This window comes from Agrobacterium sp. ST15.13.015 (genome assembly GCF_027871645.1).
Taxonomy (GTDB): domain Bacteria; phylum Pseudomonadota; class Alphaproteobacteria; order Rhizobiales; family Rhizobiaceae; genus Agrobacterium; species Agrobacterium leguminum.
On the sequence record NZ_JAQAHF010000017.1, the window covers coordinates 22953 to 47229 of the forward strand.

General features: G+C 59.5%; 19 protein-coding genes. 5 read left to right on the forward strand and 14 right to left on the reverse strand.

Going from position 1 to position 24277, the window contains the following annotated elements:
• Nucleotides 1-6 precede the first annotated feature (6 nt).
• The 9 genes from PIB16_RS22065 to PIB16_RS22105 all read right to left on the reverse strand — a co-directional run bounded on the left by PIB16_RS22065 (nt 7) and on the right by PIB16_RS22105 (nt 14404).
• A complete protein-coding gene (locus PIB16_RS22065) occupies nt 7-1152 on the reverse strand; it encodes a hypothetical protein (protein ID WP_192321160.1) in 1146 nt (381 codons plus the stop codon).
• Nucleotides 1149-2888: a phospholipase D-like domain-containing protein gene (locus PIB16_RS22070; RefSeq protein ID WP_192321162.1), complete on the reverse strand. Its 1740-nt coding sequence runs from the start codon at nt 2886-2888 to the stop codon at nt 1149-1151. Before PIB16_RS22070 ends, PIB16_RS22065 begins: the two co-directional genes overlap by 4 nt.
• Nucleotides 2885-6325 (reverse strand): DEAD/DEAH box helicase, encoded by a 3441-nt coding sequence (locus PIB16_RS22075; protein WP_192321284.1) that lies wholly within the window; start codon nt 6323-6325, stop codon nt 2885-2887. The genes PIB16_RS22070 and PIB16_RS22075 overlap by 4 nt, the downstream gene beginning before the upstream one ends.
• 108 nt (nt 6326-6433) lie before the next feature.
• Nucleotides 6434-6970: a hypothetical protein gene (locus PIB16_RS22080; protein ID WP_271046330.1), complete on the reverse strand. Its 537-nt coding sequence runs from the start codon at nt 6968-6970 to the stop codon at nt 6434-6436.
• Between the two features lie 608 nt (nt 6971-7578).
• Complete coding sequence (locus PIB16_RS22085; RefSeq protein WP_192321164.1) at nt 7579-11097, reverse strand: DEAD/DEAH box helicase; 3519 nt, start codon at nt 11095-11097, stop codon at nt 7579-7581.
• On the reverse strand, nt 11081-11860 hold the full coding sequence (locus PIB16_RS22090) for a Hachiman antiphage defense system protein HamA (protein WP_192321166.1): 780 nt from the start codon (nt 11858-11860) through the stop codon (nt 11081-11083). Before PIB16_RS22090 ends, PIB16_RS22085 begins: the two co-directional genes overlap by 17 nt.
• 18 nt (nt 11861-11878) lie before the next feature.
• Nucleotides 11879-12724: a restriction endonuclease gene (locus tag PIB16_RS22095; RefSeq protein WP_246765508.1), complete on the reverse strand. Its 846-nt coding sequence runs from the start codon at nt 12722-12724 to the stop codon at nt 11879-11881.
• Between the two features lie 59 nt (nt 12725-12783).
• On the reverse strand, nt 12784-13821 hold the full coding sequence (locus PIB16_RS22100; RefSeq protein ID WP_192321167.1) for a nucleotidyl transferase AbiEii/AbiGii toxin family protein: 1038 nt from the start codon (nt 13819-13821) through the stop codon (nt 12784-12786).
• Nucleotides 13814-14404 carry a DUF6088 family protein gene (locus PIB16_RS22105; protein ID WP_192321169.1) on the reverse strand — a complete coding sequence of 197 codons (591 nt, stop codon included), beginning with the start codon at nt 14402-14404 and terminating at the stop codon, nt 13814-13816. The genes PIB16_RS22100 and PIB16_RS22105 overlap by 8 nt, the downstream gene beginning before the upstream one ends.
• A 142-nt stretch (nt 14405-14546) precedes the next feature.
• Here PIB16_RS22105 and PIB16_RS22110 point away from each other — a divergent pair, with 142 nt between their 5' ends.
• Together PIB16_RS22110 and PIB16_RS22115 are read left to right on the forward strand one after the other, a co-directional pair.
• Nucleotides 14547-15407, forward strand: a complete 861-nt coding sequence (locus PIB16_RS22110; RefSeq protein ID WP_192321171.1) for a hypothetical protein — start codon at nt 14547-14549, stop codon at nt 15405-15407.
• Nucleotides 15404-16093 carry a phage exclusion protein Lit family protein gene (locus PIB16_RS22115; RefSeq protein ID WP_192321173.1) on the forward strand — a complete coding sequence of 230 codons (690 nt, stop codon included), beginning with the start codon at nt 15404-15406 and terminating at the stop codon, nt 16091-16093. Before PIB16_RS22110 ends, PIB16_RS22115 begins: the two co-directional genes overlap by 4 nt.
• Here the strand turns inward: PIB16_RS22115 and PIB16_RS22120 are convergent.
• The gene (locus PIB16_RS22120) at nt 16033-19008 is read right to left on the reverse strand and encodes a Tn3 family transposase (RefSeq protein ID WP_065653655.1); all 2976 of its coding nucleotides are present in this window, start codon (nt 19006-19008) and stop codon (nt 16033-16035) included. The genes PIB16_RS22115 and PIB16_RS22120 overlap by 61 nt on opposite strands.
• 222 nt (nt 19009-19230) lie before the next feature.
• Between PIB16_RS22120 and PIB16_RS22125 the strand changes: the two genes are divergently transcribed.
• Nucleotides 19231-19488, forward strand: a complete 258-nt coding sequence (locus PIB16_RS22125) for a hypothetical protein (protein WP_192321177.1) — start codon at nt 19231-19233, stop codon at nt 19486-19488.
• Between the two features lie 96 nt (nt 19489-19584).
• Here PIB16_RS22125 and scpB read toward each other — a convergent pair whose 3' ends face one another.
• Together scpB and PIB16_RS22135 are read right to left on the reverse strand one after the other, a co-directional pair.
• Nucleotides 19585-20271, reverse strand: a complete 687-nt coding sequence (gene scpB, locus PIB16_RS22130) for an SMC-Scp complex subunit ScpB (RefSeq protein ID WP_192321179.1) — start codon at nt 20269-20271, stop codon at nt 19585-19587.
• Nucleotides 20272-20273: 2 nt separating this feature from the next.
• Nucleotides 20274-21227, reverse strand: a complete 954-nt coding sequence (locus PIB16_RS22135; RefSeq protein WP_192321181.1) for a DUF1403 family protein — start codon at nt 21225-21227, stop codon at nt 20274-20276.
• A gap of 125 nt (nt 21228-21352) precedes the next feature.
• Here PIB16_RS22135 and PIB16_RS22140 point away from each other — a divergent pair, with 125 nt between their 5' ends.
• Nucleotides 21353-22477, forward strand: a complete 1125-nt coding sequence (locus PIB16_RS22140) for a site-specific integrase (protein ID WP_271046331.1) — start codon at nt 21353-21355, stop codon at nt 22475-22477.
• A gap of 27 nt (nt 22478-22504) precedes the next feature.
• Here PIB16_RS22140 and PIB16_RS22145 read toward each other — a convergent pair whose 3' ends face one another.
• Nucleotides 22505-22831: a helix-turn-helix domain-containing protein gene (locus tag PIB16_RS22145; RefSeq protein ID WP_192321189.1), complete on the reverse strand. Its 327-nt coding sequence runs from the start codon at nt 22829-22831 to the stop codon at nt 22505-22507.
• The gene (locus tag PIB16_RS22150) at nt 22824-23189 is read right to left on the reverse strand and encodes a type II toxin-antitoxin system RelE/ParE family toxin (protein WP_192321191.1); all 366 of its coding nucleotides are present in this window, start codon (nt 23187-23189) and stop codon (nt 22824-22826) included. The genes PIB16_RS22145 and PIB16_RS22150 overlap by 8 nt, the downstream gene beginning before the upstream one ends.
• A gap of 152 nt (nt 23190-23341) precedes the next feature.
• Here PIB16_RS22150 and PIB16_RS22155 point away from each other — a divergent pair, with 152 nt between their 5' ends.
• Complete coding sequence (locus tag PIB16_RS22155) at nt 23342-24268, forward strand: recombinase family protein (protein WP_192321193.1); 927 nt, start codon at nt 23342-23344, stop codon at nt 24266-24268.
• Nucleotides 24269-24277: the final 9 nt, after the last annotated feature.

Consider the following 24277-nt stretch of genomic DNA (forward strand, 5'->3'; position numbering starts at 1 on the left):
CCGGGTCTACGTTGCCTGCACGGCTGCGCGACGCCTGCAGTCGCTCTCCCAGAGGTTGATCGTGTCGCCCGGAAACAATTGCTCTACCGGCGCCAGGTCGCACGATACCGAACGCGTTTCGCGTCGAAAGTTATGCGCCCGGATTCCGGTCCAGAAAAGCGCCAATGCCCTGTCGGCGGTAAAAATGGCAGGATGCTCCTTAGGAAACAACGCCAGAAGGTGAATCAAGATCTCAAGCGAACGAACATCCGCGAGCGCGTTGTACGCGTCCTGCTCAGAGTATCCTTCCCGAAACTTCAACATCCTCTTTGCGGGGCTGCCAGAGTTTGGAACCGCCACTGCACTCAGTGCCGCAAGGACGATGAGAGAATAGCGGGCCACACCGTAGCGATCGGCCGCATCCATCACATCGGTCCATCTCTTGTCGAAAAGCCTGCGGCTCGTAGGAGCAGTGAGGAAAGGCGCGAGATGAAGGAGGAAGTTGCGTTTTCGCTCAAACCCTGCCCGGGTGTCGTCGATCAGGCCCAGAGCGCCCCTCAGACTGTCGCTGCCGACAACGAGCTCTGCCGTCGGCAGCGCTTTGCGGAGAAAGGCCATCACCTCCGTCAGCTGCGCTTCCACAATCGGACGATCTGGAATACTCCGGTCATTGCCTTCGATCGCGTATAGAAGGGGGTTAAGTCGCACCTCCTGCCCGGCAAGCAAGTCCAGAAAGTCCTGGCCCGCGCCGATAACAGAGCCTTCCTCGAAACGTCCCTTGATCTGGCTGATGACATTTCTATCCGGCAGAACCGTAACGCCTGCATTGGCGAGCGCGAGACCAGACGGAAGCCACCCGCCACGCTGTAGGCTGATGACCATCGAACTATGAGTGCTATCGAGCACTGCGTTTCCGCGTGCCAGCCCATTGATCTCTACCCCTTCGATGTTCGTCTCAAGAATTCTAGCGAACCGCCAATTGAGCGGGACGGACAGAGGTTTATGCAGTTGCGCGCCTGCCAGCTCGTCGTAGTTCAGCGGTTCCAGCTCCAGGCCACCGACGCTCACGGAACGAGGCGGCTGACCGTCTTGCCCATCAAGCTCCACGAATTTCATGATAAGGCCTGCATTTGCGGGGTTGGGCGTGGACTTGTCAGACACGACCCCGGTCATCTACTCGCCGCCTCGAATTTTTCGAGCAGGCATGTCGCCAGGTTCGGGCCTTCCAGGTAAAGGCCGATTTCGTCCAGCGGGTTCTCCTCCAACCCCGATTGCGAGCCCCAGTTCAAGCTGCTGACGACGATATGGTCCTTGTCCCACGCCAGGAACTTGGCATGCAATTGCGGCTCTGGGACGCCGGTCAGCACGACGAGGCCATTCAGACGTTCGCGGTGTTCCGCGACATGCCCGCGTTTGACCGGCCCGGACCGCCGCGAGTAGTACACGCGCACGTCACTCAGTCGCCGGCCTGCGACCTCTGCGGGGTCGAACAGGGCCGGGACCATATTGGCTCCGACCTTGTTCGTACAGCAGATGAAACGCTCCTGGGCATCGTGCGCCGCAACTCGCAGAAGGCGCTCGTGGTCGTCGGCCCGAAGAATGGTGAGCCGGGCGGCCGGAGGAGCGGTTTCCGAAGCCGCTGAAAGTCGGCTACGCTGGCGCCGCAGTTCCGACGCCATGAACAGGAGCGTTTCCACGGATCGGCTGGCGCCGGAGAGTTTGGCGATGATCTCGCGGAGAAGATCCATCCCGGTCGCGACAGCGTTGTTTTCCCTGAGCTCCACTGAAACCTCGACAGCCGAAAATGGCGACGACAGCCAGTTGCAGGACCCCATGACCGCAATTGCGCCACCATCGCCGTCATCGGCGAGGATGAACTTTGCATGGCTGCCGACAGGCTCTCTCTGTACCAGCAGGTAGCCTCTCGTTTGCCGAACTGCCGATAGCCGAGTGTAGAGTTCCTGCATGGCTGCTGCATGCTTAGCGCGGTCGAGCGACGTTCCGAAGAACAGGTGGCATTTGACCCCGCGTCTGCAAGCCTGCTCCAGGGCCTGCCATATCCTCTCGCGCTTCTCTTTGCCTTTCTCATCTGACTGCGAGGCGACAAAAGTTGAAAGGACAAAGATATGGGACTTTGCAGCGCCCACGATTTGCTCGAAGCGCTGCAAGTGCTGTTCAGACCCAACGACAAGCTGGTCAGTGGCAAACGACGTGTTGATCACCACGGGCTGGCTGACTGGCGGTGCGGCGGTCGTCGGCAAGATGCCGGTTTTTATCGTCGCCGTTAGCGCTTCCACGAGCTGGTCACTTGCCCCCTGTGGCAGAATCCCGTCTTTCACATCATCGAGATTGAGAACGAGGAATTTTCGCTCCAGGAATGAACTGTTGGCCTCCACACCCCGAAGCCACTCCCCTGGGCGAAGTGTACCGGCTGTGAACTGGCTGACACGCTGCATCATAGAATAGTCCGTCTCCGGCACTTCGTCCGCGGGAAAAGCGACAATCGCTCCACTGGCCGGGAGCTTAGACACGGGAATCGTGTCCACATCTCGCGTCCTGAAGACCGATTGCCCGACCTTTTCATAGACGACACTGATACCGATTTCGCGGTCCGCGGTCCGTTCTGGAAGCGCGCGCCCGGCGCGAATGAAGCCATGCCCGACACTGCTTGTCGCGAGCACCGGCTGTGGTGAAAGCCGGACTTCAACGAGGCCGAATTGCATCAGACGGGCGACCGTTGAGCTCACAACCTGTCGCGGGATTTCCAGGTGTGCCGCAACGGCATCGATTGTTCCCGGATCGCGATCAAGCGACAGCAGCACCATTTCCTCGATAGGGCTCCAGCCCCACGTGCGCTGAACGATGCCCGGCGCACGATAATGCCATGCCGGAATGTAGATGTTGTTCATCGGGAGAGCTTCCCATTCTCATCGACCATGACGATGGAAGCGCCCATGTCACCCCCCGGAAACTCTGTCTCTGCAAGCCGCGCGATTCCGTCGAGCATCCTTCGCAAGAAGCCGAGCTCGTCGTTCAGCCCGTCCGGATCGATTCCGTTTACGGTATTGCTGATAAACCTCCGGCTGGTGGCAAGTATCAGCTTATGCTTGGCTCGACTGAGGAGAACATTTAGCCGCTGCGGATTTTTGATGAATCCCAGGGCTCGCGTGCCAACGAGCACGTTGTTTCGGACAAGGCTAGCGACGATCACGTCCGCCTCACCCCCCTGAAAACTGTCGCTCGTATAGAAGAACTTTCCATCTCCGCGCGGGCTGGCGAAGCCAAACAGGGTCTTCTCGGCCGTGTCGATCTCGGGTTTGAGCAAGCGCTCGAAATGACTAACTTGGGCGGAGTAGGGCGACAGCACCGCCAACGTTGGCCGACGCCCGTCTGCCGACACGATTGGTCGCAGCCTTTTCATGGCGCTCACGATCGCCGTTGCCTCGGACTCGTTGCGATACGAGCGCTTGATCTTCTGCTCGAATGCCCGGCGTTTGACGACACTCAACGAAGGCATGTCGAGGATGACGATAGGCGAAGCGGGGAACTCTTCGACAGTGTCCACTGCCTTCTTGCGCTGTTTCACGCGCTCCGACGAAACGAGTTCTCCTTTGTAAAAGGTATCGGAGACAAGCTCGCCGATTGCCGGGTGCATCCGGCTCTGTTCCCGTAGCGTGTTTGCGATCGAGCTCGGACGTTTCGTGTCCGCGGTTCTCAAGGCCTCTCGCTCGACGATTGATCGGAACGGCTCCTCAAGACGAGCGGCGATGGCGAGTACGTCGCTGAGCAAGAACTGGTCCGCCTTCAGCGCGTCGAGGGCGATTTCCACTTCGCCAGGCAGATCGGGAATAGCAGAAAGCTTTTCTTTGGCATCCCTCAACAGTTCGTTTGCCCGCTTGCCGTCGTAGAACTTTTGGCGTTCAACCACGTCGAAAGGCGATAATTGATTATGATCGCCGATCATAACCCGCCGGTTGCCGAGAAGAAGGGCGCCAATCAGTTCAGCACCGTTTGCACGCGCGGCTTCTTCGATGAAGACCCAGTCGAACTGTTCACCATCGGCAATCATTTCCTCGAGAACGTGGGATGAGGTGGTGGCCAAGGTGACATCGGACGAGCGAAGCATCAGATTGTCGGTGTCGCGCAAGGCGCGTTCGGCAACCGACTTTTCCGACCTGTCGACGGGATTGAGCGCCTGAGCGATCTGATGGAGCTGGCTTGCCATGACCGCCGCGCGCTCAGCGTCGGGCTTGGATACGGATCGCAACAAGACGACCGAGTTCCGACGCAAGGTGCTCTCTTCTTCGCTGACGCGAGATCGTTCGACGCGAACGACAATGTTCGATTGCTTCGGCAAGAACTTTCGAAGGTCGTCCTCCATATGGACGAGAGTCTCATGGTTCTGGGCAGACACCAGAATGCGGGCATCGGGCGTTTGATCGAGGATGCTTTTCACGAGATGTGAAATCAAAAAGGTTTTTCCCACACCAGGGGGACCGACGACGACATTGATCGACCTTCCCGCGACGATCGACTGCCAAGCCTCGATCTTCGAAGGCTCCATATCCGCATCTGCCGGCGGTGAACCTGGAACAGCAATGTCGCGCAGCATGTCGTCCATCGCCACCTGCGCCGGGTCATCCAACGCTCTTAGGAGCTCGACATTGGCCCTGGCCGCAACAATGTTCTGCAGCCGTCGCCTGATAGCGCGCTCGGTTCCGGTATCCTTGCGTGGCCGCAAATAAAGAGACTGCCCTGCCGGAACCGCCAGGTTCGTTGCAAAGGCGAACGCCAGTTTTCCATCGACCAGATTGCTTCCCTCATAGCTCAGTTCCGGCACTCGCTCACGGCCGGTTGCGAGTCTGGCCGACTTCGAAACGGTCCAATTCACCTTTCCGTCGTCATATTTGAGTTCGCGTCGCATTGCCTCCGCTGTGGGGCGCAATCCCATTATTTCGCGCTGATCGTCCCGTATCGAATCGTCGCGAGGTGCGAGCCACACCACGTTCTGCTCGCTGGCGGGCAACGAAAGAACTTCGACGGGATACAGACGAAACTGCTCCCTCAGCAGGGTAAATGCCTCAAGCAGGATCAGAGCGAACCACATCGGAACATCACTCGTTACCCCGGCTACTCGGACGCGTTCCGCGAAATCTCGCCATCGTCGTGCACCTGGACCAAGGTTGCGCACGCGCTCTTCGGCACTCGCGCGATTTCTCGCCAAATGCAAACGGTGAACGACATCCTCCGCGCCTTGTATCCAGTCGTTCGGTCGCCTTTTATGCGCCGACTCAATCATGCCAATCGCGTCGTGGACGATCTTCACGTTGTAGATCGCCAGATCAGTGAGAATGCGCAGGCTATCTTGACCGGCGGGGACAAGGCGAACCCCGGCGGAAAGCAGATCTTCCGCGACGAACTGCATGAGGGCAACGCCGTCATGCGCGGGTATCGTCCCGGACGACAGAGTCGGTAAATCGCTCTGGAGGGCGTTGCGCGAGGGGTAAAGGATGAGTTCTCCATCTGAACTTGACCCGACCCTGTCGAGTTCGGCGACAACTTCCCTCAACTCCCCGAGCACGATGCTGCCGTCAAAGAGCTGAAACTGCGGTGGGTTCGCCAAACGATCCAGCATTCGGCGTTCGATCGAGAGCAGCGAAGGGGAATTATCTCCGTCCACGCCGAGGATGGCAGCGGCCACTCCGGCAAGATCGATCCAATCCTGCCGAAATGAAATCGCGCCAGAAGCGCGCAGAAGATGGCCGGAGGCTCCAAGATTGCTGTCAGCAATGTGGACGCATGCTTCAAATCCCCCGAGACGATAGTCGTCGCTATCGTCTGAATGCGAGAAGATCGTATGGGTGCTCACACCGCCATGCACGATACCGGCATCGTGGCACAGGGTAAGCGCTTCCGCGATGCGGACGATATTGCGCCAGAAAACATTCCGGCTGGTACTCGCCAGAAAGCGGTTCTGTCGTGCTCTCCTTCTATGGGACGATCCGGAGATCGGGCTGCCGGGATCAACCATGACGATCGCGATTTCCTGCCCGTCCTCAACGACATCGAGTACTTCGACCAGGACTTCACGCGCCCGCCGTGAGGAGAGAACACGTCGAATTCGTCGCAATCCTCGAGTGATAATCGCCTTCAGGTCGTCATCCAGCGGCGTGCCGGTCTTTCTGAAGAGCCGCAGCAAATATCGCTCACCATCGTCGAGCCCGGTCGCGGATCGCAGGTCCGAATCCCAAGCACCGCTCACACGGGCGAGAGAGTCCTCGGCAAACGTAAACCGGGACTCCAGCGACAATTTTCTATGTTGTTTGACCGTATTGACTGTCGTCATGCCGTTCCAGCCCGCCCGATTTGCTTTTGACATAGCAGATTCGTCTGGTGGTTGCGTCGTCAATCCAATCTGAAGCTGGTATTCTCCCAAACATTGTGGCCCGTAGACTTAGCCAAGAACGCGCGTGTTCAATTCGGCATAGGATGGGAGGGCGGTGTCCCGACGTCCCGCGGCATAAAGCCTTCTGACACCATCTTCGATCGAGGCGACATCGGCTTCAAAAAGTTGCGGCATTACATCGATCAGCCTGGGAAGTTCGAAGATGCGGTAAGCAGCAAGTTGGGAGATTGCCATTTCTCGTACTGAACTGCTCGTCCAGTTGCCGCCTCCCGCCTTCCAAAAATGGCTTTGGTCGACGATGCCATTGATCCAAAGCCAGGGGGCGAGCCGCTGAACTCGATCCTCGGAAATTCCCCACATCGGAAAATAGTCGCGGGAAAAAATGACTTCAGACCCGTCCTTCAGTTTCCAGACTCCATAGGGGAGCCACAGGCGGGACGGGACGAAATCAGAAAGGGCGGTGCGCGGGGTCACGACCTCAAAATCCGCGCGTTCGCCAAGACCCGTGTCGAAATGCAGATAAGTCGGTCGGCCAGCGCGGCGAAGATACGCCGGCGTGTTGGTACCATAAGCCTTGTCTTTCACGACAGTCCCCGCCTTCCCCCCGCCCCGGGCGACCAAAAAGACGTCGCCGCCAGATCGAGGTTTGCAAGGTCATCTGCTCGTCAAGCGACAGAGGTGTTTCACGCAAAAGACGTGCCTTGGACACGGCGTACTGAACCTCGGCATAAGGAAGACCGAGAGCATAGGCTATCGAGAGAATGATATGCAGCGCATCATCGAAACCCACGTCGCCGGGCTGTGTTTGTCGATGATGATCGCAGCTGCAGGAAAGATCGTGCCAATCGCGGTAGCCCAGCACACGTGCGAGCGCTCTCATGCACATAGGAGAGCTGTAGATTGGTCGCGGCACGTACAAGATATTTGGCGGCCTGTTTTGACCGATCAAGGTCGGAAACGTGAATTCGCATGGAACCACTCCGGCGGTGCAATCTATGGCGTGTCCACTCGGCCCGTGCACCTTGGAAAGAGGTTCTTGCGGGTTGATGCAGTCGTTCCTGCCCTGAGGCTTCGCCTCTGTGGACGGCATGGCCGGAGAAGCCATGCGTTCAACGTAGGTGATTCGAGTCATTTGACCAATAAGGCGCGGTGAGCGCTTTGCGCGAAATAAGATATCGCCGTCCGACAGGGCCTCACGCACCGGACAGATCGGCCGGTCCCAGATAGGTGATGTCGATCCGACCGACGTCTTGAGCAACCTGAGCGCGCAACAGGCCCGCTCTCCCCGGGTTAAGCGCTGCCTGCAAATTGCCGAGCACTGCACCGTCGGCGGCGAACACCCGAGGCTGACCTCCCCAATGGTGAACCTGCACGGGGGTGCCCGGTGCTGGCGGCGCGCCGAGCCATGTGACGTTTGCCCAATATCTTCGATCAGCCCAGGTGCGGTTTTCAGGCGGCGTAAAACTCTGCACGAACTCCGTCCACATTGCCTTGGTCTCTGGCGTCGGCCAATCGGGCTGCGCACTCCAAGCCGAGACGGCTTCCGAACTTAGCCATTGCCGAAGCTCCTGGCCGGTGTGGAAGGCGGCGCCCGTGTCGACCACCGCCTTGATGGCGGCAAGCCTTGAATTGAAGCCGGCCTGGATGAGGATCGATGCGGAGCGATTTAGCGTGCCGGTTTCGACAGCAGGAACAGCGAGACCCAACTCATGGTCTTCGAGAAGAGCATCAAAGACGCCAACCGTGTCACCATTCGCGGCCGCGCGCACGCGGACCGCCTCCATGGCCCATGGTAGGCGATAAACCAGACCGCCCTCGATGAATTGAAGCGTTTCGGATTCCTGACCCGCCGCCACGCCGGCTAGCGGCTGACCCAAAAGCCATGCCCGCAGGATATCTCGCCAGTTTGCCGGCATGGGGTCGGGCGTGAAAGGAAAGAATGCGAAAACCCGCTCAGCAAGCGCCGTGATCGCTGCAATTGCGGCCTCTGCGTCACCTTCGAGGATCCCACCATTGGCCTGAATCAGTAGCAGGTTGGCCTCTGCCGCTATCGCATCCAAAGCATGCCCGGTCGTCAGTCCAACGCCTGCAAGGAAATAACCGCGTCGGCGCGCCGCCGTCGATTGGCTCCAAATAAGTCGGCCTCTGGACAGAAGGCCCGCCTTCAGAACCTGCTGGACCTGTTCATTCTGGCGCAGGATGCGCCTGTGCCAGAGGGACGACTGGAGGATGTCATCCAACGCCGCTTCGATGCTTTCGTCAGGAACGTCATTTTCGCCGATCAGGCTGAGGATCGCCGTGTCGAGGGTGGCGACATGCCGCTCCCAGTCCGCAAGCGCACGTTCCCGATCCTCCGGTTTCTCATTGGCGATCTCCGGGAAGGCCCAGGCCGCCGCATTGTTGAGTACATAGTCCACGAGCTGATTGAAATCGCCGCCGATACGCGCGTGCATCCGAGACAAGAGCGTCCAAACCAAAAGCGCGAGACCGCTTTCCATGTTTCGGGCACCGAGATCGTTGATGAGCTTCTCCCAGTTGCGCCGCTTCTTCACGATATCGTCGAACATAGGGAAGAGCACAATGCCTTCGACATCGACATAGGCTCGGCCGGCGCGACCGATGACGTTCTTGAATTCGGAAATCTCAATCATCTCCCCACTGCGGTGAAGCGAGTGCATCACGACCGCGGTTGCTGATAGGTTGAGCCCCTGCGCCAAGGTCGGCGAGGAGATGGTCACCTTGAGCACATTGTCTCGAAGCAGCCGTTCCACCTCTTTGCGGTAGGCTGTCGGCAGGGCGCCGTGATGCAGCGCGACGCCCAGGCGAAGGCACTTGAGAATCGCGCTGTTCGGGCCCAGCCACTCCTCTCCGAGCGCAATCGCGGTGTTGAGCACCGCTGGATCGGCTTCAAGCAGGGAACGCAACGCTCCACGCTCATGAAGATCGACGATCACGTCTGCGAACGGCTCAACACTCCGCCGCTCCGGGCAGAAGATCAAGACAGTCTGTCCATCGTCCGCCAGCCGCCATGCAGTCGCCAGGCAGAGCTCGCGTTGGTTGTCAGGGAAAAGACGGGTTCGGCGACGTTTTGGTGGGACCCACCTCGGGGGCTCGGCACCCGTGAGGAAGCGTGCCACCCATGGGCGCTCGTCGCCGACGCGCATGTTCAATCGGGCATTGGGCGAGGTCCATACCACTTCGCCAAACCGCAATCGGGTCGGGCGCCAGTCATTTTTAATCAGTCCGCCGGGGTGATCGCGTCGAAGCCAGGCTGCGAAGTCGTCGAGCTGATCCCCATCAGGTAAGATAGCTGACAGGCACACAATCCGACGCTGGTGTGCATCCGGACGTCGTAAGAGCCGCTGGATCTGGACTTCATAGCGAACCTCGCGCTCGTTGAGACCGATCATGTGCCCTTCATCGAAAACTAGCAGGCCGACGTCATCGAGAAGTGAGGGATCGTTACGTAGCGCGAAGTCAAGCTTCTCGGGTGTTGCCACCACGATGTCCCGCTCCCGGATTGCGTCCTCATCGAATCCGCTCACCCCGATGCTGCCGTAAAGCGCAGAAATCGTCTTGCCGAGCGGGCCGAAGCTTCTCTGCAGGGTCGTTTCCGTCTGAGCCGACAGGGCACGCAAAGGCGTGACAAAGACCACGCGCTTGCCGCCGGCAAGGCATCGTAGGATGCACAGCTCAGCGACGCGCGTCTTGCCAGCACTTGTAGGTAGCGAAACCACCAGGTCGTCAGACTGGTCGACGGCGCGCGCCGCGGCTTCGATCTGCGACGGCCAAAGGTCGATTTCCGATTTGTGGCGCCGTTGAAGTAACGCGATGAACAGCTCTCGAAGACGCGGCCAGTCGGCTGCTTCACCCCCCGCCGGCTGCAGTGGCACTCGCTCATGGAAGGTGCTTGACCACAGGTCCGACAGGAGATGGATCGCAATGCGATGAGCCCACCATTGCGGTAGCAGATTCAGTTCGCTGCAGACCGAGAGGCTCATTCGGAGCCGTTCCAGCGCCTGATCGAGCAATGGCCGTTCGCCCCGCTCCAGTGCGAGGAGGAACAGGGACATCGCTGCAAGAAAACCGTCGGTCAGTGCGGTATCCAGACCATCGAAGATGAATTCGTTGCCGCCGTCATCCAGGTCTGCTGCGGCCTCCGCCTGATCAAGTCCGGCCTGAATCGCGGCCGCAATCCGAGCATCGCTGCCATCGCCGGCAGCCCTGTAGTCGAAGACGACGGTTCGAAGAGCGCTCAAGTCCCTTTGCATCAACTGCGCGAGCACCCGTTCGATCAATGAGAAATTTTCGTCTGCACCAACGATCGCGAGCAGGGAATAGGCGCGGGCGGAAAGATGCGCAAGATGATAGCTCGCTGCCGCCATGACAAAATGGAAGTCGCGATCGATCTCGTCGGGATTCCCCTTTCCTATAACCGCCTCAAGGGCGGTCGCCGCCTGTTCGAAGGCGATGCGCGCTTGTGCGGCGTCCCCGCCGAGTTCACGCAGGCGAAGACCGAGACCGAGAAGTGCGTAACCATAGGAATGAAGGTCATAACTCAGTTGGGGAGCGAAGGCCGGTGCATCGGGAGGCAACACACCATCGCGCCAGATGATTGCTCTCGCCTGGCCGCGGGCGATCAGGCGGCCACGAAATCCCGCGGTTGCGGCTTCATTAATGTCGGCGATAATCGCTTCAGGCGTTGTTGGCATTGACGATCACCTGATCATAGACGGCGCCGATAAAGGCGGCATGGCCGTCGACGCGAAGTCCGATCCCCCATTGGTGAAACTCACCGGGGTAGGCTTGCAGCGAGGCGGTCAGCATGGCCTCCGGCGAGTTTCCGGAGAAGGTGAAAAGAAGGTGCTTCACGCTGGCGGGCGGAATTCCATGTTTCAGAAGCGCGTCGTCGATCGCATCGGCCAAGGGCTCGTTGCCGAGTTCGAGGAGACGGGCTGAAATGAACGAGAGAGCGTGGCCCGAAGGTAGCCCACTGTCCTTGTTCAGATTCTCGCGCGCTTGCGCGACCACCTGCGCGGTGAGGGTTGCCCGGCTCTTGGCCTCGGTTTTCAGGAACCGCAACTGCTGTGTGTCCGCATCCAGGAGTAGCGCGATGACATCCTCACCACGCATTGCCATGTTACGATGGTCTTTCCAACGCAATCTTTTGATCGGCGCGTGGTAGCCGCCGCTATGAGCGTCGATCCACTCGGTTGCGTAGATTTCACCAAGATCGCCCGAGCGAATGGCTTTGGTCGTCGGAAGCTTGCCCTCGATCAGAGCCGCAGCAGCAGGCTTTCCTAGTCGGCGGAGGGCTCGGGCGACGTGTTCTTCAGAAGCGTAATGGCGGGGAACAACGGTCGCTGTTGCTTGTATTCCCGTGCCGAGATCGGCCGCCCTGCCTGTTATCACTCTGCGAAAATGCGGTCCTACCTCACCATCGGCAGAATCGCACCAATCGTTGAACTGTACCATTCGCGCCCTCCCCGCCGGTCAACCTGGAAAAAGATCGCGAACACGGACGAACGGGGAGCCGGTCTCGGCGGCGCGGCGAACCTTGCGTTCGAGAACCTGAGTGAGCGGGAGCTCGCGATCCAGCATCTCATAGAGATCGAGACCATCCATGCAGATGACGCGCTTGCCTCGTCCGAAGGCGACAAGACCATCTTCGGTAAATGTGCTGTTGCTGACAAATAGGCCTCGAGTCCACGCCGCCTTCTGCTCGATCTTGCCGTGAAACGTGTGCAGCTCGGCGACGCCAATCGGTTGACCCTGCCATTTCGCTTCGACGAGATAGATTTCATTGCCGAGCTGGAAGCTGCCGTCGATCTGCTCGCCACGCAGGCGAAAAGGTTCCTGGGCGGCTAATCCGAAAGCGTTGAACAGATCCTTGAGGAAACCCTCGAAGGCATAGCCCCGCGCCTGTGGCGCGAGCGCCGTGATCTGCAGGAGATCCGACTTGGCCTTGGCAATCTTGTTCCGGTCGGCGGCGGTGGCCGCAGCACTCGGCGCAGCTGGTGGCGGAGCGTGATTACCCGAAAGTCGATTGATCAGACCCAGGTAGCGGGTTTCAGCATTGACGACCGGGTCTTTGCCGGCGGTGCGCGCGAGATATTCTGAACGATGCTCCCAAAGGGCCGCAAGGGTACGAACAGCGGTGGCGTCATCGCAGTGCTGCAGGAAGTAGCGGAGGCGTTTTCCTTTCGACCCTCCGTTCACGGCATACTTGGGGTCATCGATGTTGACCTTAAGCTCTGAGGCGAAGAACTCGGAAAAGCTTTTGTCAGAAAAGTCCAGCACGAAGCCCTGCCCCCGGACAAAGTCAACGAGATCATCCACCAGGCGCAGATCGATGGACCGTATCGAACTAATGGGCTCCCCCGGAATGCAGCGTTAGATCAGCTGTTAATTGTTTCTTGGAGTTTTTTGATTTTGGCAAGAATGTCGTCGAAAGACAGCGGCTTTTCATCAAACATCATGGGTGCCATGGCGCGATAGTCAGCGCGCAAATCTTTGATACGGGACTCGCTCGGCATCAGTCTCAAAGTACCAGGCCTCGCTGTATCGTAGCTGGCCCAACTGGACCGGAAGAAGGTCGCCTTGTGCTTTGCCACTGTTACTAGAAGGTCGAAATCGCCGGCCGCGGCTTTTCCTTCCTCGGTGTCGAGGAGCATCGCGAGATCATAATAGTGGCGGGAGAAATACTGCGGCGTTGCGGTCTCGGCGGGACGGTGCGCCTCGGCGTGCAGCGCGGTCGCCTTTTCCCAGAAGGTCCGTTGCGCGGAGAGAACAGTCACGGTGCATTCCGGATCTTTGAAGAAATCCGGAAAATCCTCCGCCGCGTAGGGATGAATAAACTTCTGCTCGGTCGGCCATGGATCGCCGCGCGCACCGAGCTCAAGCTTCACCCGCGGCGTGATGTAGGCCATGCTTTCATATTCAGAGCTCGCAAGCGCAGGCGGATAGTGGAAGTTCACTGTCTGCGCGTCGTTGGCATCTATTTCCAGCGACCACTTGCCTTCGCTCGGCTCGCCCAATTGCTCGACGATCGCGGACCTGAGCGCCGGAAGAAGCTTCTCGGCAATATGCCGCTCGACGTCACTCACCAAGGCTTCAATCAGTTTGTTCGCTTGTTTCTTGCTGATGCCTTCCTTTTCCGGATCGCGGTCGCCGGTGTAGCCGAGCTCCGCTCGATCGAACGAAAGGTCGATGTCCTCGGAAAAGCGGCGGATGGCGCCGAATGCCTTGGAAAGGGATGTACCACCCTTGAAAACGAGGGTGGCTGCATCTTGTTTCTGCAGGCCGAAAAGACGCTTCAAAGTCCAGCAGACCCAGAAGTCCTTTTCGACGATCGTGTTGTCAACTCCTCGAAGGGCGCCTGTTTCGCCAAACAGGGCGGCTCGATCATCAGCCGGAAGGAGAGCCACCCTATCCATCGATCTCACCTGACGCGTTGGCGATCGATACGAGTGTCGGCCTCATCCAGGCTGGGGCCCGAACCGCAGAGGACGCAAGCATCTTCTTGTCGTTGGCTGACAGGCGGCGCACTGCGACCTGCGCAACGTCGCCGGCACGCATCGCTCCCACATGGCGAAGCGCTTGCACGACCGTGCCAGCCGCACTGCCAGGAGCGATCAAATGCTTGGGCGAGGCATGTCGCAGATCGACGACGCGCTTTCCCAGGACGACCTTGCGGGAGGGACCGTCGGTCAGATAGGTGGTCTTCGCCGGCACCTGCGTGGTAAGCCCAAGTGCGTTCGCCGCACGGGCGCCAGCAATCTGCAACTGAGAACCGGTCTCCCGTGCCAGCGCCTGGGCGATATCGTCCGGAGCTGGCGAAAGCAGCCCAAGCTGCGGATGGACCTTCGGGAAATCATAAAGGCCTCGCGCGAGGCGCCGGAGTTTACCACCCTTGACCAGTCGGGACAGCGCCTGATCGACTGCGGCGCGTCCAGCAATGCCCAGGAAATCGCTAGGCGTGAAAACGCCGCCGCGCCCGCCAGCGCGGGCGCGTTTCATAATCTTGTCTGGTACCGATGTCGAAGTGCTTTTCATATGTCAGAAAATAGTGCATCTTTTTCTGACATTCAAGCTCCGCATTCAACGCCTGCGGCGGAGCGGAAGCTCCGGCCACACTCACTTTCGGACACAGAGGAAATTGATGAACAACAATCCTCCACGCTGGAGCCAACTCAAGAAGATGCGTCGCGCACTCCAGGGACGAATGCCGAAGGACAAATTCTTCGAGACCGTACTCGAAGGCTGCTTCCGCGTCGCTCGAGATCGGGATAACCCTCTGCGAGGAAACTTCGCGGCAAGCGGCCTGCGGGAAGCGATCGGCCATGTGCTGCACAGCCTCGCTCCTGATGAGGACGTTCGAGCCTGCGTTTGGTTCGTGCAGGCCAAGGATACCAAAACCGTCACTCGCCATCAGCGCGCAAGTTACATCGTAAAGGCCGGGTTGCCGGACGATTTCGTCAGCGACACTCTCGGCATAGATGTGCGCGAGTTCACAACGCCCCTGATCGAAGTAATGGATGGACTCAACAGGGCCACACATGTTCGCGCCGATACCATCCTCTCCAAAGGATGGGAGATTCGCGTGATGATCCAGGACGTCTTGCGCGGCCTCGACCAATTGCTCCAAGCCGCAAATGAAAGCCGAGAGGCTATCACCCATGCCGTAGCTGACGCGATGCAAGAAGCCGTCTTCGAGAAACTCATCTCGGAGACGATCGATGAACTTGATGAGCTTTCGACGCATACGACCGTCGATGGACACAACATAGACAATGTGAGCGTAACCAAGTTGGATTCGCAGGACATTAGCTATCGTGTTGAAGGCGAGGTTGAGGTCGAGCTGCAATACGGGTCTAATTCAGACGTCAGAAACGAAATCGGGTTCCGGCAGGATGATTCCTACCCCTACGTCGTGACCGTTACGTGCGCCGTCGCTCGGCTCATGGCAATTCGGGCTGATGATCTCAATATCAGCGTCGACAACCGGAGCTTTTATGAATGACCGATGCTGAACGACTGATGCGTGGTTTTATCCCGTCACTCCGGGAAAGCCCATTTAGAATTGCGCCGGAGCGCGTCCATGAGCTGTTGGCGAAAATGGGAGGAGAGACATGGGTCCTCGAGATTGTTGATGGGCCGGCAAACTTCGAGGCATTTCCGACTACCAAGGAGATTGAGGGCACTTACGCCGCGTTGCTGAGCCTTTGGGCTGTAGCCGCCTCCGTACGTGTCCTATCCGTCCTTACGCAGACGGCCGCCGAAATGAACCTTTCGCAGGTCGTCATCACATCGGGCGGTCCGGACTCTGTTGCAATCGAACTGAAAAATGCCGCCCTGGCGCTTATACGAAATGAAGAATTTTCTTGGGAACATCCTCATTTAGAGCCAGATTCAGCGGCCGATCCCTCGTCCCAAGATGGCCTGACCAACAATCTGTTCCTCGCAGCGGCAAGCTTCATAGTCTTGCATGAATGCGGGCATCTTGTACTCGGGCATCATGCATATACCGCGCTGATGCATCAACAGGAGCACGAGGCAGACGCTTGGGCGGTGTCGTGGATCCTCGATAAAGGGGCCAGAACAAGAGCAGTCCGAAATCGTACGCTAAGGGCGAACAGATTGAGAACTTATGCGACCCGCCGCAGCCCGGCTGGCATACGAAGCGATCGAAATCCGTTCGGCATCTGATGTTCGGCATCCCAAGTGTAGATGCCGGTAAGGTTGATGTGTTCCCAACTGAGCGGCGAGATGTGCTTCGACAGAGTATCAGGAATGTCTCGACCCGCTCGCTTCAGCTGTGTGATTGCACGGTCGAGATAGACGGTATTCCAATGGACGATCGCACTGACGACGAGGTTGAGACCAGAGGCGCGGAACGCTTGGCTCTCGAACGACCTGTCGCGAATCTCGCCTCGCTCGTGGAAGAAGACAGCGCGTTTGAGCTTATGGGCGGCCTCACCTTTGTTGAGACCCGCTTGGCATCTCCGCCGTAGTGCCGGACTTGAGTACCATTCGATCATGAAGAGCGACCTCTCGATACGGCCGAGTTCGCGGAGCGCCCTCGCAAGATGGCTTTGCTTCGGAGATGCGGACAGTTTCTTGAGTATCGTAGACGGGACCACGGACCGCGTCGTGATCGACGCCGCGAGATGGAGCAGATCGTCCCAATGATCGATGATCAGATTGGCATTGATCGGCGCCCCGATGTGGTTCGACAGCGCCGGATGTGCATCGCCCTTGTCGAACGTGTGGAACTTCCGGTCTTTGAGATTACGCAGTCGCGGTGAGAACCGCTTTCCGATCAAGGCGAACAGCCCGAAGATATGATCACTGGCACCGCCCGTGTCGGTAAAGTGCTCCTGGATGTCTGGGACCGTGTCCTGATCGAAGAGCCCATCGAGCACATAGGCCGCCTCGCTCTCGGTTGGACTGATGGGCAAAATACTGAAGTAGCCGTACTGGTCTGACAGATGGCTATAGAATTTCGATCCGGGCACGCTGCCGTAATGCAAGTTGATGTCGCCGCGCTTTGCAGCTCGATCGCTCGCACGGAAGAATTGGCCATCGGACGATGACGTTGTGCCATTGCCCCAAAGGCGGGAATGTGGATGCTGGGTGTGGGCATCGGTGATGCATGCTTGCGCCGCGCGGTAAGTCTCCGATCGAGCATGGAATGTGCGCATCCACCCAATCTGATGAGCGCTGATCCCCTTGGATGCGCCAGCCATTCGCTTCGGCCCGAGATTGGTCGCATCCGCCAGGACGCCCGCCAGCATGGCAGAGACATTTTTCGGAACGTCGCCGGTGCGAACATGCGTGAATGTATCTGCAAAGCCGGTCCATTCATGCACCTCCCTCAGCAAGTCGGGAACCTCCACCAACGGATACATGTCGCTGATCTCGGCATTCAGCTCCTCGGCGGCTGCGGGGACTTCGCTGGCGGTTGGTGTGACAATCAAGGTTCCTGCCTCGAGACGAACTCCCTCGAGCTTTCCAGATCGTGCTCTGTGCGCCAGACGCGTCAGGTTGAAGTCGAGCATCTGACGCGCTTCGGCAAGCCACTGCGCGCCGTCGCTCTGGACCCCCAAACCGAGACGATCGTCTTCCTTCATCGAGATGAATGTCGACCGCGGCATCAGATGCTCATCAATGGGCCGGAAAGATCGGCTGCCATCGACCCAGATCTCCGCAGATCTAAGCCGGTCTCGCAAAGCCGCGAGCGTGGCGATCTCGTAGAGACGGCGATCGGGTTTACCCTGTTCGAAGATAAGCCGTCGATCAGTTTGGCTGAGGTGGGTGATCGGCAAGCGATCCGGGAGTGTCCGCCGCTTCTCGGTATAAAGCCGTTTCAGTAGCGCAATTGCCGCCAGAAGCGGGTCGTGGCGATGCGCCGAGCGGAACGTGAAGGCCTGAAGGAATGCACCAACGTACTTGTGGACGGTCGAATATTGCTCGGCTGCTACGATCAACGACGGCGCCTCGTTGTCGTCGACCATCGACTCGAGCTCGGGCTTTATCCGAAGCAGCCGGTCCCAGCCGACTCTTTGGTCGAGAACATCTAATGCGTTCCGACCATAGTCGTTGGCAGACTGCAGGGCCGTGATCGTATCCAGAAACATGCGCAGCGCTTTGGCGGTGTTCGCTCTGCAGTCCATCTGCCGCTGCTTCTTCCGATTATTGGCTTGCGAGAACAACTTGCCCATCAGCTTGATGAACATCGTCACAGCATCGTCCGTGATCTTCTGGCAAAGCTTGATGACTTGAGCCACGATCAGAGCGTGGCGACGGCTGGCGTTGAATTCGTTGGCAAGCCAGGCCGGCGTTGCGTTGCCCTCCCGGATCATCTGGTCCCACCGTCCGGATGATACCCGCGCCTGCAGTTCCGGATGGATCTCCAGCCGCCGCAGAAAAGCTATTCGCTCGGTCAGCCCGACGAGGTTCGACGCAGCCGGCGCTTCTGGCGCCGAGCGCAGCCAGTGGAAGCGCGTCTTGCCGATCGACGGGTCAACCTCTAACAGCCTATCCAGTGATTGAAGCCTATCGAGCGGGATTTCTTCAATCAGAGTTTTTTCTGCCCGGCGACGGGCTATGGCACGGCCGGCAAGGCCAATGCGTTCGATCGTGTCGATCGCCGGCAGAAGAACTCCGCGTTCGCGAAATGCGGCGACAGCCGAACTGGCTATCGCAGCACCGTCGTCTGACATGGTCGCCGCTTGAATTGCCGCTAATAGCGCGGCGCGGCGATCTGGCGGCGTCGCGCTTCTCGTATCCAGATAGACCATTAGCCGCGCCATATGATCCCGACGAGTTTCTTCACGACGTGCATAGAGAGCAAATTCGTCTGGAGCGGCGCCGATCTGATCAGCAACATACTTCAGCATGGCGCGAGGCGGAGTTTCTTCTGCTCCAAGCACTCGACCTGGGTATCGCATCAGACATAGCTGGATGGCAAAGCCGAGCCGATTGTGATTACGTCTCCGCAGTTCGATCTCCAGGCGATCCGCCAATGACAACGAATAGTGGCGGATTAGGCTGTCCTCGTCGACCGGGATATCGACAAGCTTCCGGCGATCTTGATCTTTGAGAAGCTTGCGCTTTGCCATCGCCCGACCCCATTCATGACCAATCTGCGTGAAGCGTTGTCGAGTCGGGCCGGACAGAGAAATCAAAATTGGCGCATGTCGATGGCAATCCACAGAGATCGGATGTTGCACATCCGATCTACGGCATCGTTCCGGATTTGTTCGACCTTAGCGTACGATTTCGGCCTGCTCTTGTTCTGACCCCATAAAGTTCCGAGCGATATGCACCGTGAGTTCCGGACCTTGGCGATCTGCGTCGCGTTCATCTGGATCGGGCTCGTCGATGAAGTTCGGCAAGCCACGTCAACGCACCCGCCTGCCGCCCAACGATTTGCCGACGCTTTCGACAGTTTTGAAAATGTCCCGATGGAGAGCCCGGCACTGGAGATCAGCTATTATGTGCTGAAGGCGTTTTTTGACCCGACCACCGAACTTTCACAGCCTGACTGCGCGAAGAATGGTTTCATCGATCAGCTAATAGATCATTCTCGGAGTCGGTGAAAAGCACAGAGCCGAATGACGAGAGTTGCCAACGACAGACAATCACGAGCGGCTATGGGTGCCGGAAAACAGCAAACGCTGATTGGCACGCAAAACTCAATCCTCCGAAACGTCACCAGGTTCATCGGTGACGCCTTGTTCCAGCGCCTGCCGGCTGAGCAGTCCCGCGTCCTCCAACAGTTCGAGGTCGGGCAGATCGCGTAGCGTCTCGAGACCGAACGCCGACAAGAAATGCCGGCTGGTCACATAGGTGTAGGGCGCACCGGGTGTCGGGCTGCGCGGACCGGAGCCGAGGAAGCCGGCGTCGCGCAAGCTGGCGATCGTGTCGCGGCTCACCTCCTTGCCGAAGATTTTCGACAGCTCGCCGCGCGTTACCGGCTGCTGATAGGCGATGGCCGCCAGCACCGCGGCTTCATGCTCCGACAGCGACACCGAAGAGGACCGCGTCGGCGCCTGCGCGGCGCGGATCGCGGACGCATAAGCCGAACGGCTACGATGTTGCCAGCCGCCGGCGACAGCGACGATGTCATAGGGACGCGACCGCAGTTCCTCGCGCAAATCATCGATGATGAGATCGATGATGCAGCTCTTTCCGACCACCCGCGCCAGCGTTTCGCGGCTGACCGGTTCGGCCGAGGCGAAAATCACGGCCTCGACGCGCAACATCCATTCCCGCCAGCGCAGGTCCGGCGGCAGATCCTCCAGTTCCCGGTCATAGAGGATTTCATCCTCCGATCTCGATTTGCTTCCACGAAGTCTCTTGGTTGCGCTCGTTCCGGCCATCGTTACAACCCATAAACTCGAAACGACGATCGTCCGGAGAGCTCGCGCACGACGCCAAATCCTTCGAGCCGTTCGAACAGCCGGGTCGCGGCCCAGCGCGACAGATTGCTGCCGGGCGCCGAGGCCGGCACGGCATCCTCCTCAAGCAGTCTTGCGATGACCGCGCTGGCGCCCTTGGTCCGCACCTTCGGCGCCACGGCCAGAAGCGGATCGGCTCGCCGGGCAATCTCATTCGCCGAGCGCAAGGCGGCCCCCGTTCCTTCGACCAGCGCCAGGCAGACCGCGCGCGGAAAGCCGGGCTCGCCCGGGCGCACCCGTCCCCTGCCGCCGAGCGTCCGGAAGGCAGGACCGTAACGCTCGGCCATCAGCAGCGGCACGGGCCGCTCCCATTTCAGCAGGGCCGCCATCAGCATGTCGGCGAGCGCCCAGGCGAGCGGCTCGGCATCCGGACGGTCGCGATAGATCCTCGAAACGAGATCCGCCGCGGCAAAGGGCGCCGGCCGGTCCGACTGCAATGCGTCTTCGGCATGGCCGATGGTTGCCTTCAATCGATCATCCCACGCAAGACCCAGCAGCTCAGCCAGTTCGGCAATGGTCTTCGAGAAAAAGCCGGGTTTTCGATTGGCGAGCCTTCTGTAGGCGATAAACACCCTTCCGGCGGGGCCGGGATCACCGTCGGCCGAGGTGAGCAGAACCGCGTCACGGAGTGCCGCCTCGTCGTCGTTTCGCCCCGTCAGACGGATAGCAGATACCGCGCATTTCAGGGCTTGTCGCGCGCGCCAGCAGCCCGACCAGACAGGACTGGCTCGAATAAGATCATCAAGCGTTTTCAAGGCGATGCCGGCGGTAAACGCAGCATCCGCCTCTGTCAGCTCGCGCCCGCGCGGAAGCGCCCAGGCGGGGAGGTGGGCCGGCGGCATAGAGGCTGAAACGACGGTGCGGGCGAGCGAATCCATGCCGGCAAGGCTACATCGCTTGTGCACTTTTATCCAGTCAATTCACGTTTAACCGCACACCTTGTCTTGCACGAGTAATGACCGATAAGATTGCATTATCGTTCGTTTTGCTCTTTATATAAAGAATGAGCCAAATCATCGAACAGAACACTGAAACTGGTCTCGAGCAGAACGCTGCTCCGTCTGAGAGCAGGGCTGCGGAGGGCGAGATTTCTAACGGCGCGATGGCTGGGCCGGCTTCCCCTGCCCTGCCCGCTCATCTGCAGGATCTCACCGATCGCGCCCGCGGTTATGTCGAGGCCGCGAGCTCGGCGAATACCCGCCGCGCCTATGCCGCCGACTGGAAGCATTTTACGGCCTGGTGCCGGCGCCAGAACCTTTCTCCCCTGCCCCCCGATCCGCAGGTCGTTGGCCTCTACGTCACCGCCTGCGCCTCCGGCAGTGCTGTTGGCACGTCAGCACGCGGCAGCACGCCGAACAGTGTCTCGACCATCGAGCGGCGCCTCGCCGCCATCGGCTGGAACTGCGCCCAGCGCGGCATGTCGCTCAATCGCAAGGATCGCGCCATCGCCACCGTGATGGCCGGCATCCGCAACAGGCACGCCGCCCCGCCCCGACAGAAAGAGGCTCTTCTGCCGGAAGATCTGATCGCCATGCTCGAGACGCTCGACCGCGGCTCCCTGCGCGGCCTGCGCGACCGCGCGATGCTGCTGATCGGCTTTGCCGGCGGCCTGCGCCGCTCCGAGATCGTCGGCCTCGACCTCGGCCGCGACCAGACCGAGGATGGACGCGGCTGGATCGAGATATCAGACAAGGGCATGCTGGTGACGCTGCGCGGCAAGACCGGCTGGCGGGAGGTAGAGATCGGCCGCGGTTCGTCCGACGCCACCTGTCCGGTTGTCGCCGTTGAGACTTGGATCAAGTTTGCCAAGCTCGCTCGAGGCCCGCTGTTTCGGCGCGTGACCGGCCAGGGGAAAAATGTTGGGCCCGATCGGCTCAATGACCAGGAAGTGGCTCGCCTCGTCAAGAAGGCGGCGCTGGCGGCCGGCGTGCGCGGCGATCTTCCGGAGATCGAGCGGGGGCTGAAGTTTTCTGGTCACTCACTGCGTGCCGGCCTCGCCTCGTCGGCCGAGGTCGACGAGCGCCATGTCCAGAAGCAGCTCGGCCACGCCAGCGCCGAAATGACCCGCCGCTACCAGCGTCGGCGCGACCGTTTCAGGGTGAATCTCACTAAAGCGGCCGGGCTCTAAAACACCCCTCCCCTACCGGTGGCACGGTCAGACCTTTGAACCGTGTCGGGAGCGCTCTGCGATGCTGGAAAGATCGACTTTCTTGCCCGCCACATCCGCGACGATCTTCAACGTGCCGCCGAGGGATTCGACATAATCGCGAAGCGTCGACAGCTTCATGTCGGCGCGCTTCTCCAGCCTCGAGACGTTGGTCTGCTTGAAACCGGTCCCGGCAGACACGTCTTCCTGCGTCCGCCCGGCGAGTGCCCGCAATTCACGCAGATTGTGCGCCGTGACAAGCTCGTCGGCACGCTTTGCAATGGCGCGCTGTTCGTCCTCAGGAAGCGTCTGTATCAGCTTATCGAGATCATCCATGTTTCTTCTCCAACTCGCTCAAATGCTCGTCGTACCGTTTGTCCGCCAGATCGATCAGGCGTTTGTAGAAGAGTTTCTGACTCACACTGCTCTTCGCGCCACCGCAGAGAACCACAGCCTTCCGCTCCGGATCGAAGGCAAAGGCGAACCGCCATTGCACCTTCAAGACCTTGACGCGCAGCTCTTTCATGTTCGCGTGTTTGGAGCCTTCGAGCGTATCGACCTCAGGTCGTCCCAGTCGAAAGCCCTTCTCGCGAAGCAGCACCAAATGCGCGAGCAACTCGACCCGAACATCGGCTGGAAGGTCTGTGATCTCGCCTTTGAAGCGGTCATGAAACTCGACCTTCCATTCCGTCATTTCATATCCTGAATGATATAGATACTTTGGGATATATAATCCACGTCTCCGCTCAAGGCAATAGCGGCTTCAGAAGCGCCAGCAACCGATCGGTTATCCGTATCCTCTTCATTTGGAAACCCGCTCAACTAACGACCTCTCAGACGCTCCAAATGACCGCTGACACGCAAAATCGCATTTCTCGTCGACCACAGGGCCGCCTGATCGGCTACGCACGCGTCTCGACGGAGGAGCAGGCAACGCACGCGCAAGAAATGGAACTGCGATCGGCCGGCTGCAGCGAGATCATCCAGGAGCACGGTTCGGGCGCTTCGCGAGCCAGACCAGCTCTTGCAAAGCTGCTGCGCGAGATCGTCGCCGGCGACACGCTCGTGGTGGTTCGGCTCGATCGTCTGGTACGATCCGTTAGCCATCTGCTCGAGGTGATCGAGGATCTGACTGCGAAGAACGCGCATTTTCGGTCGCTCTGCGATCCGATCGACACATCGACCCCGCAAGGAATGTTTTCGCTCCAGGTGCTCGGCGCCGTGGCGCAGCTCGAACGTGCCCTGATTTCCGAGCGAACGAAGGCAGGAATCAAGGCGGCAAAATCCAAGGGAAGGCTGCCCGGCAATCCCGGCATCCGGGAACGGCGTCCCAAGGCGCTGGCCAAGATGACTGCGGCGCAAAGAGCGGCGTACGGAGAACGCGTACAGGCAACGGCCAATCAATGGCTTCCTACCGTTCGGCGCATGCGGCCGGATCACACCTGGGACGACATCGCCCGCGTTTTGAACCAACGCGGCCTCGACTGGACGCCGGAGCGTCTTCGCCGCGCCGTGAAATGGATGGTCGCGGAGCGGATGGCCGATGCCGCATTGCTCCGCAAATCCCCTCCCCGCCTGCCCGAGGATCGGTTGATGACGCTGGTCGCCGGTATCCATTCGTCGAACCCGAACCTGACACTTCGCGAAATCGCGACCCAACTCGAACGATTGCACGAGCGCACCCCACGCGGCGGCTCGAAATGGTCGCCCTCGTCCGTGAAGAACCTCATCGATCGTGCACGCCGATCGGGACTGATCTCCAGCGCCGGGTAGCAGCGCGGC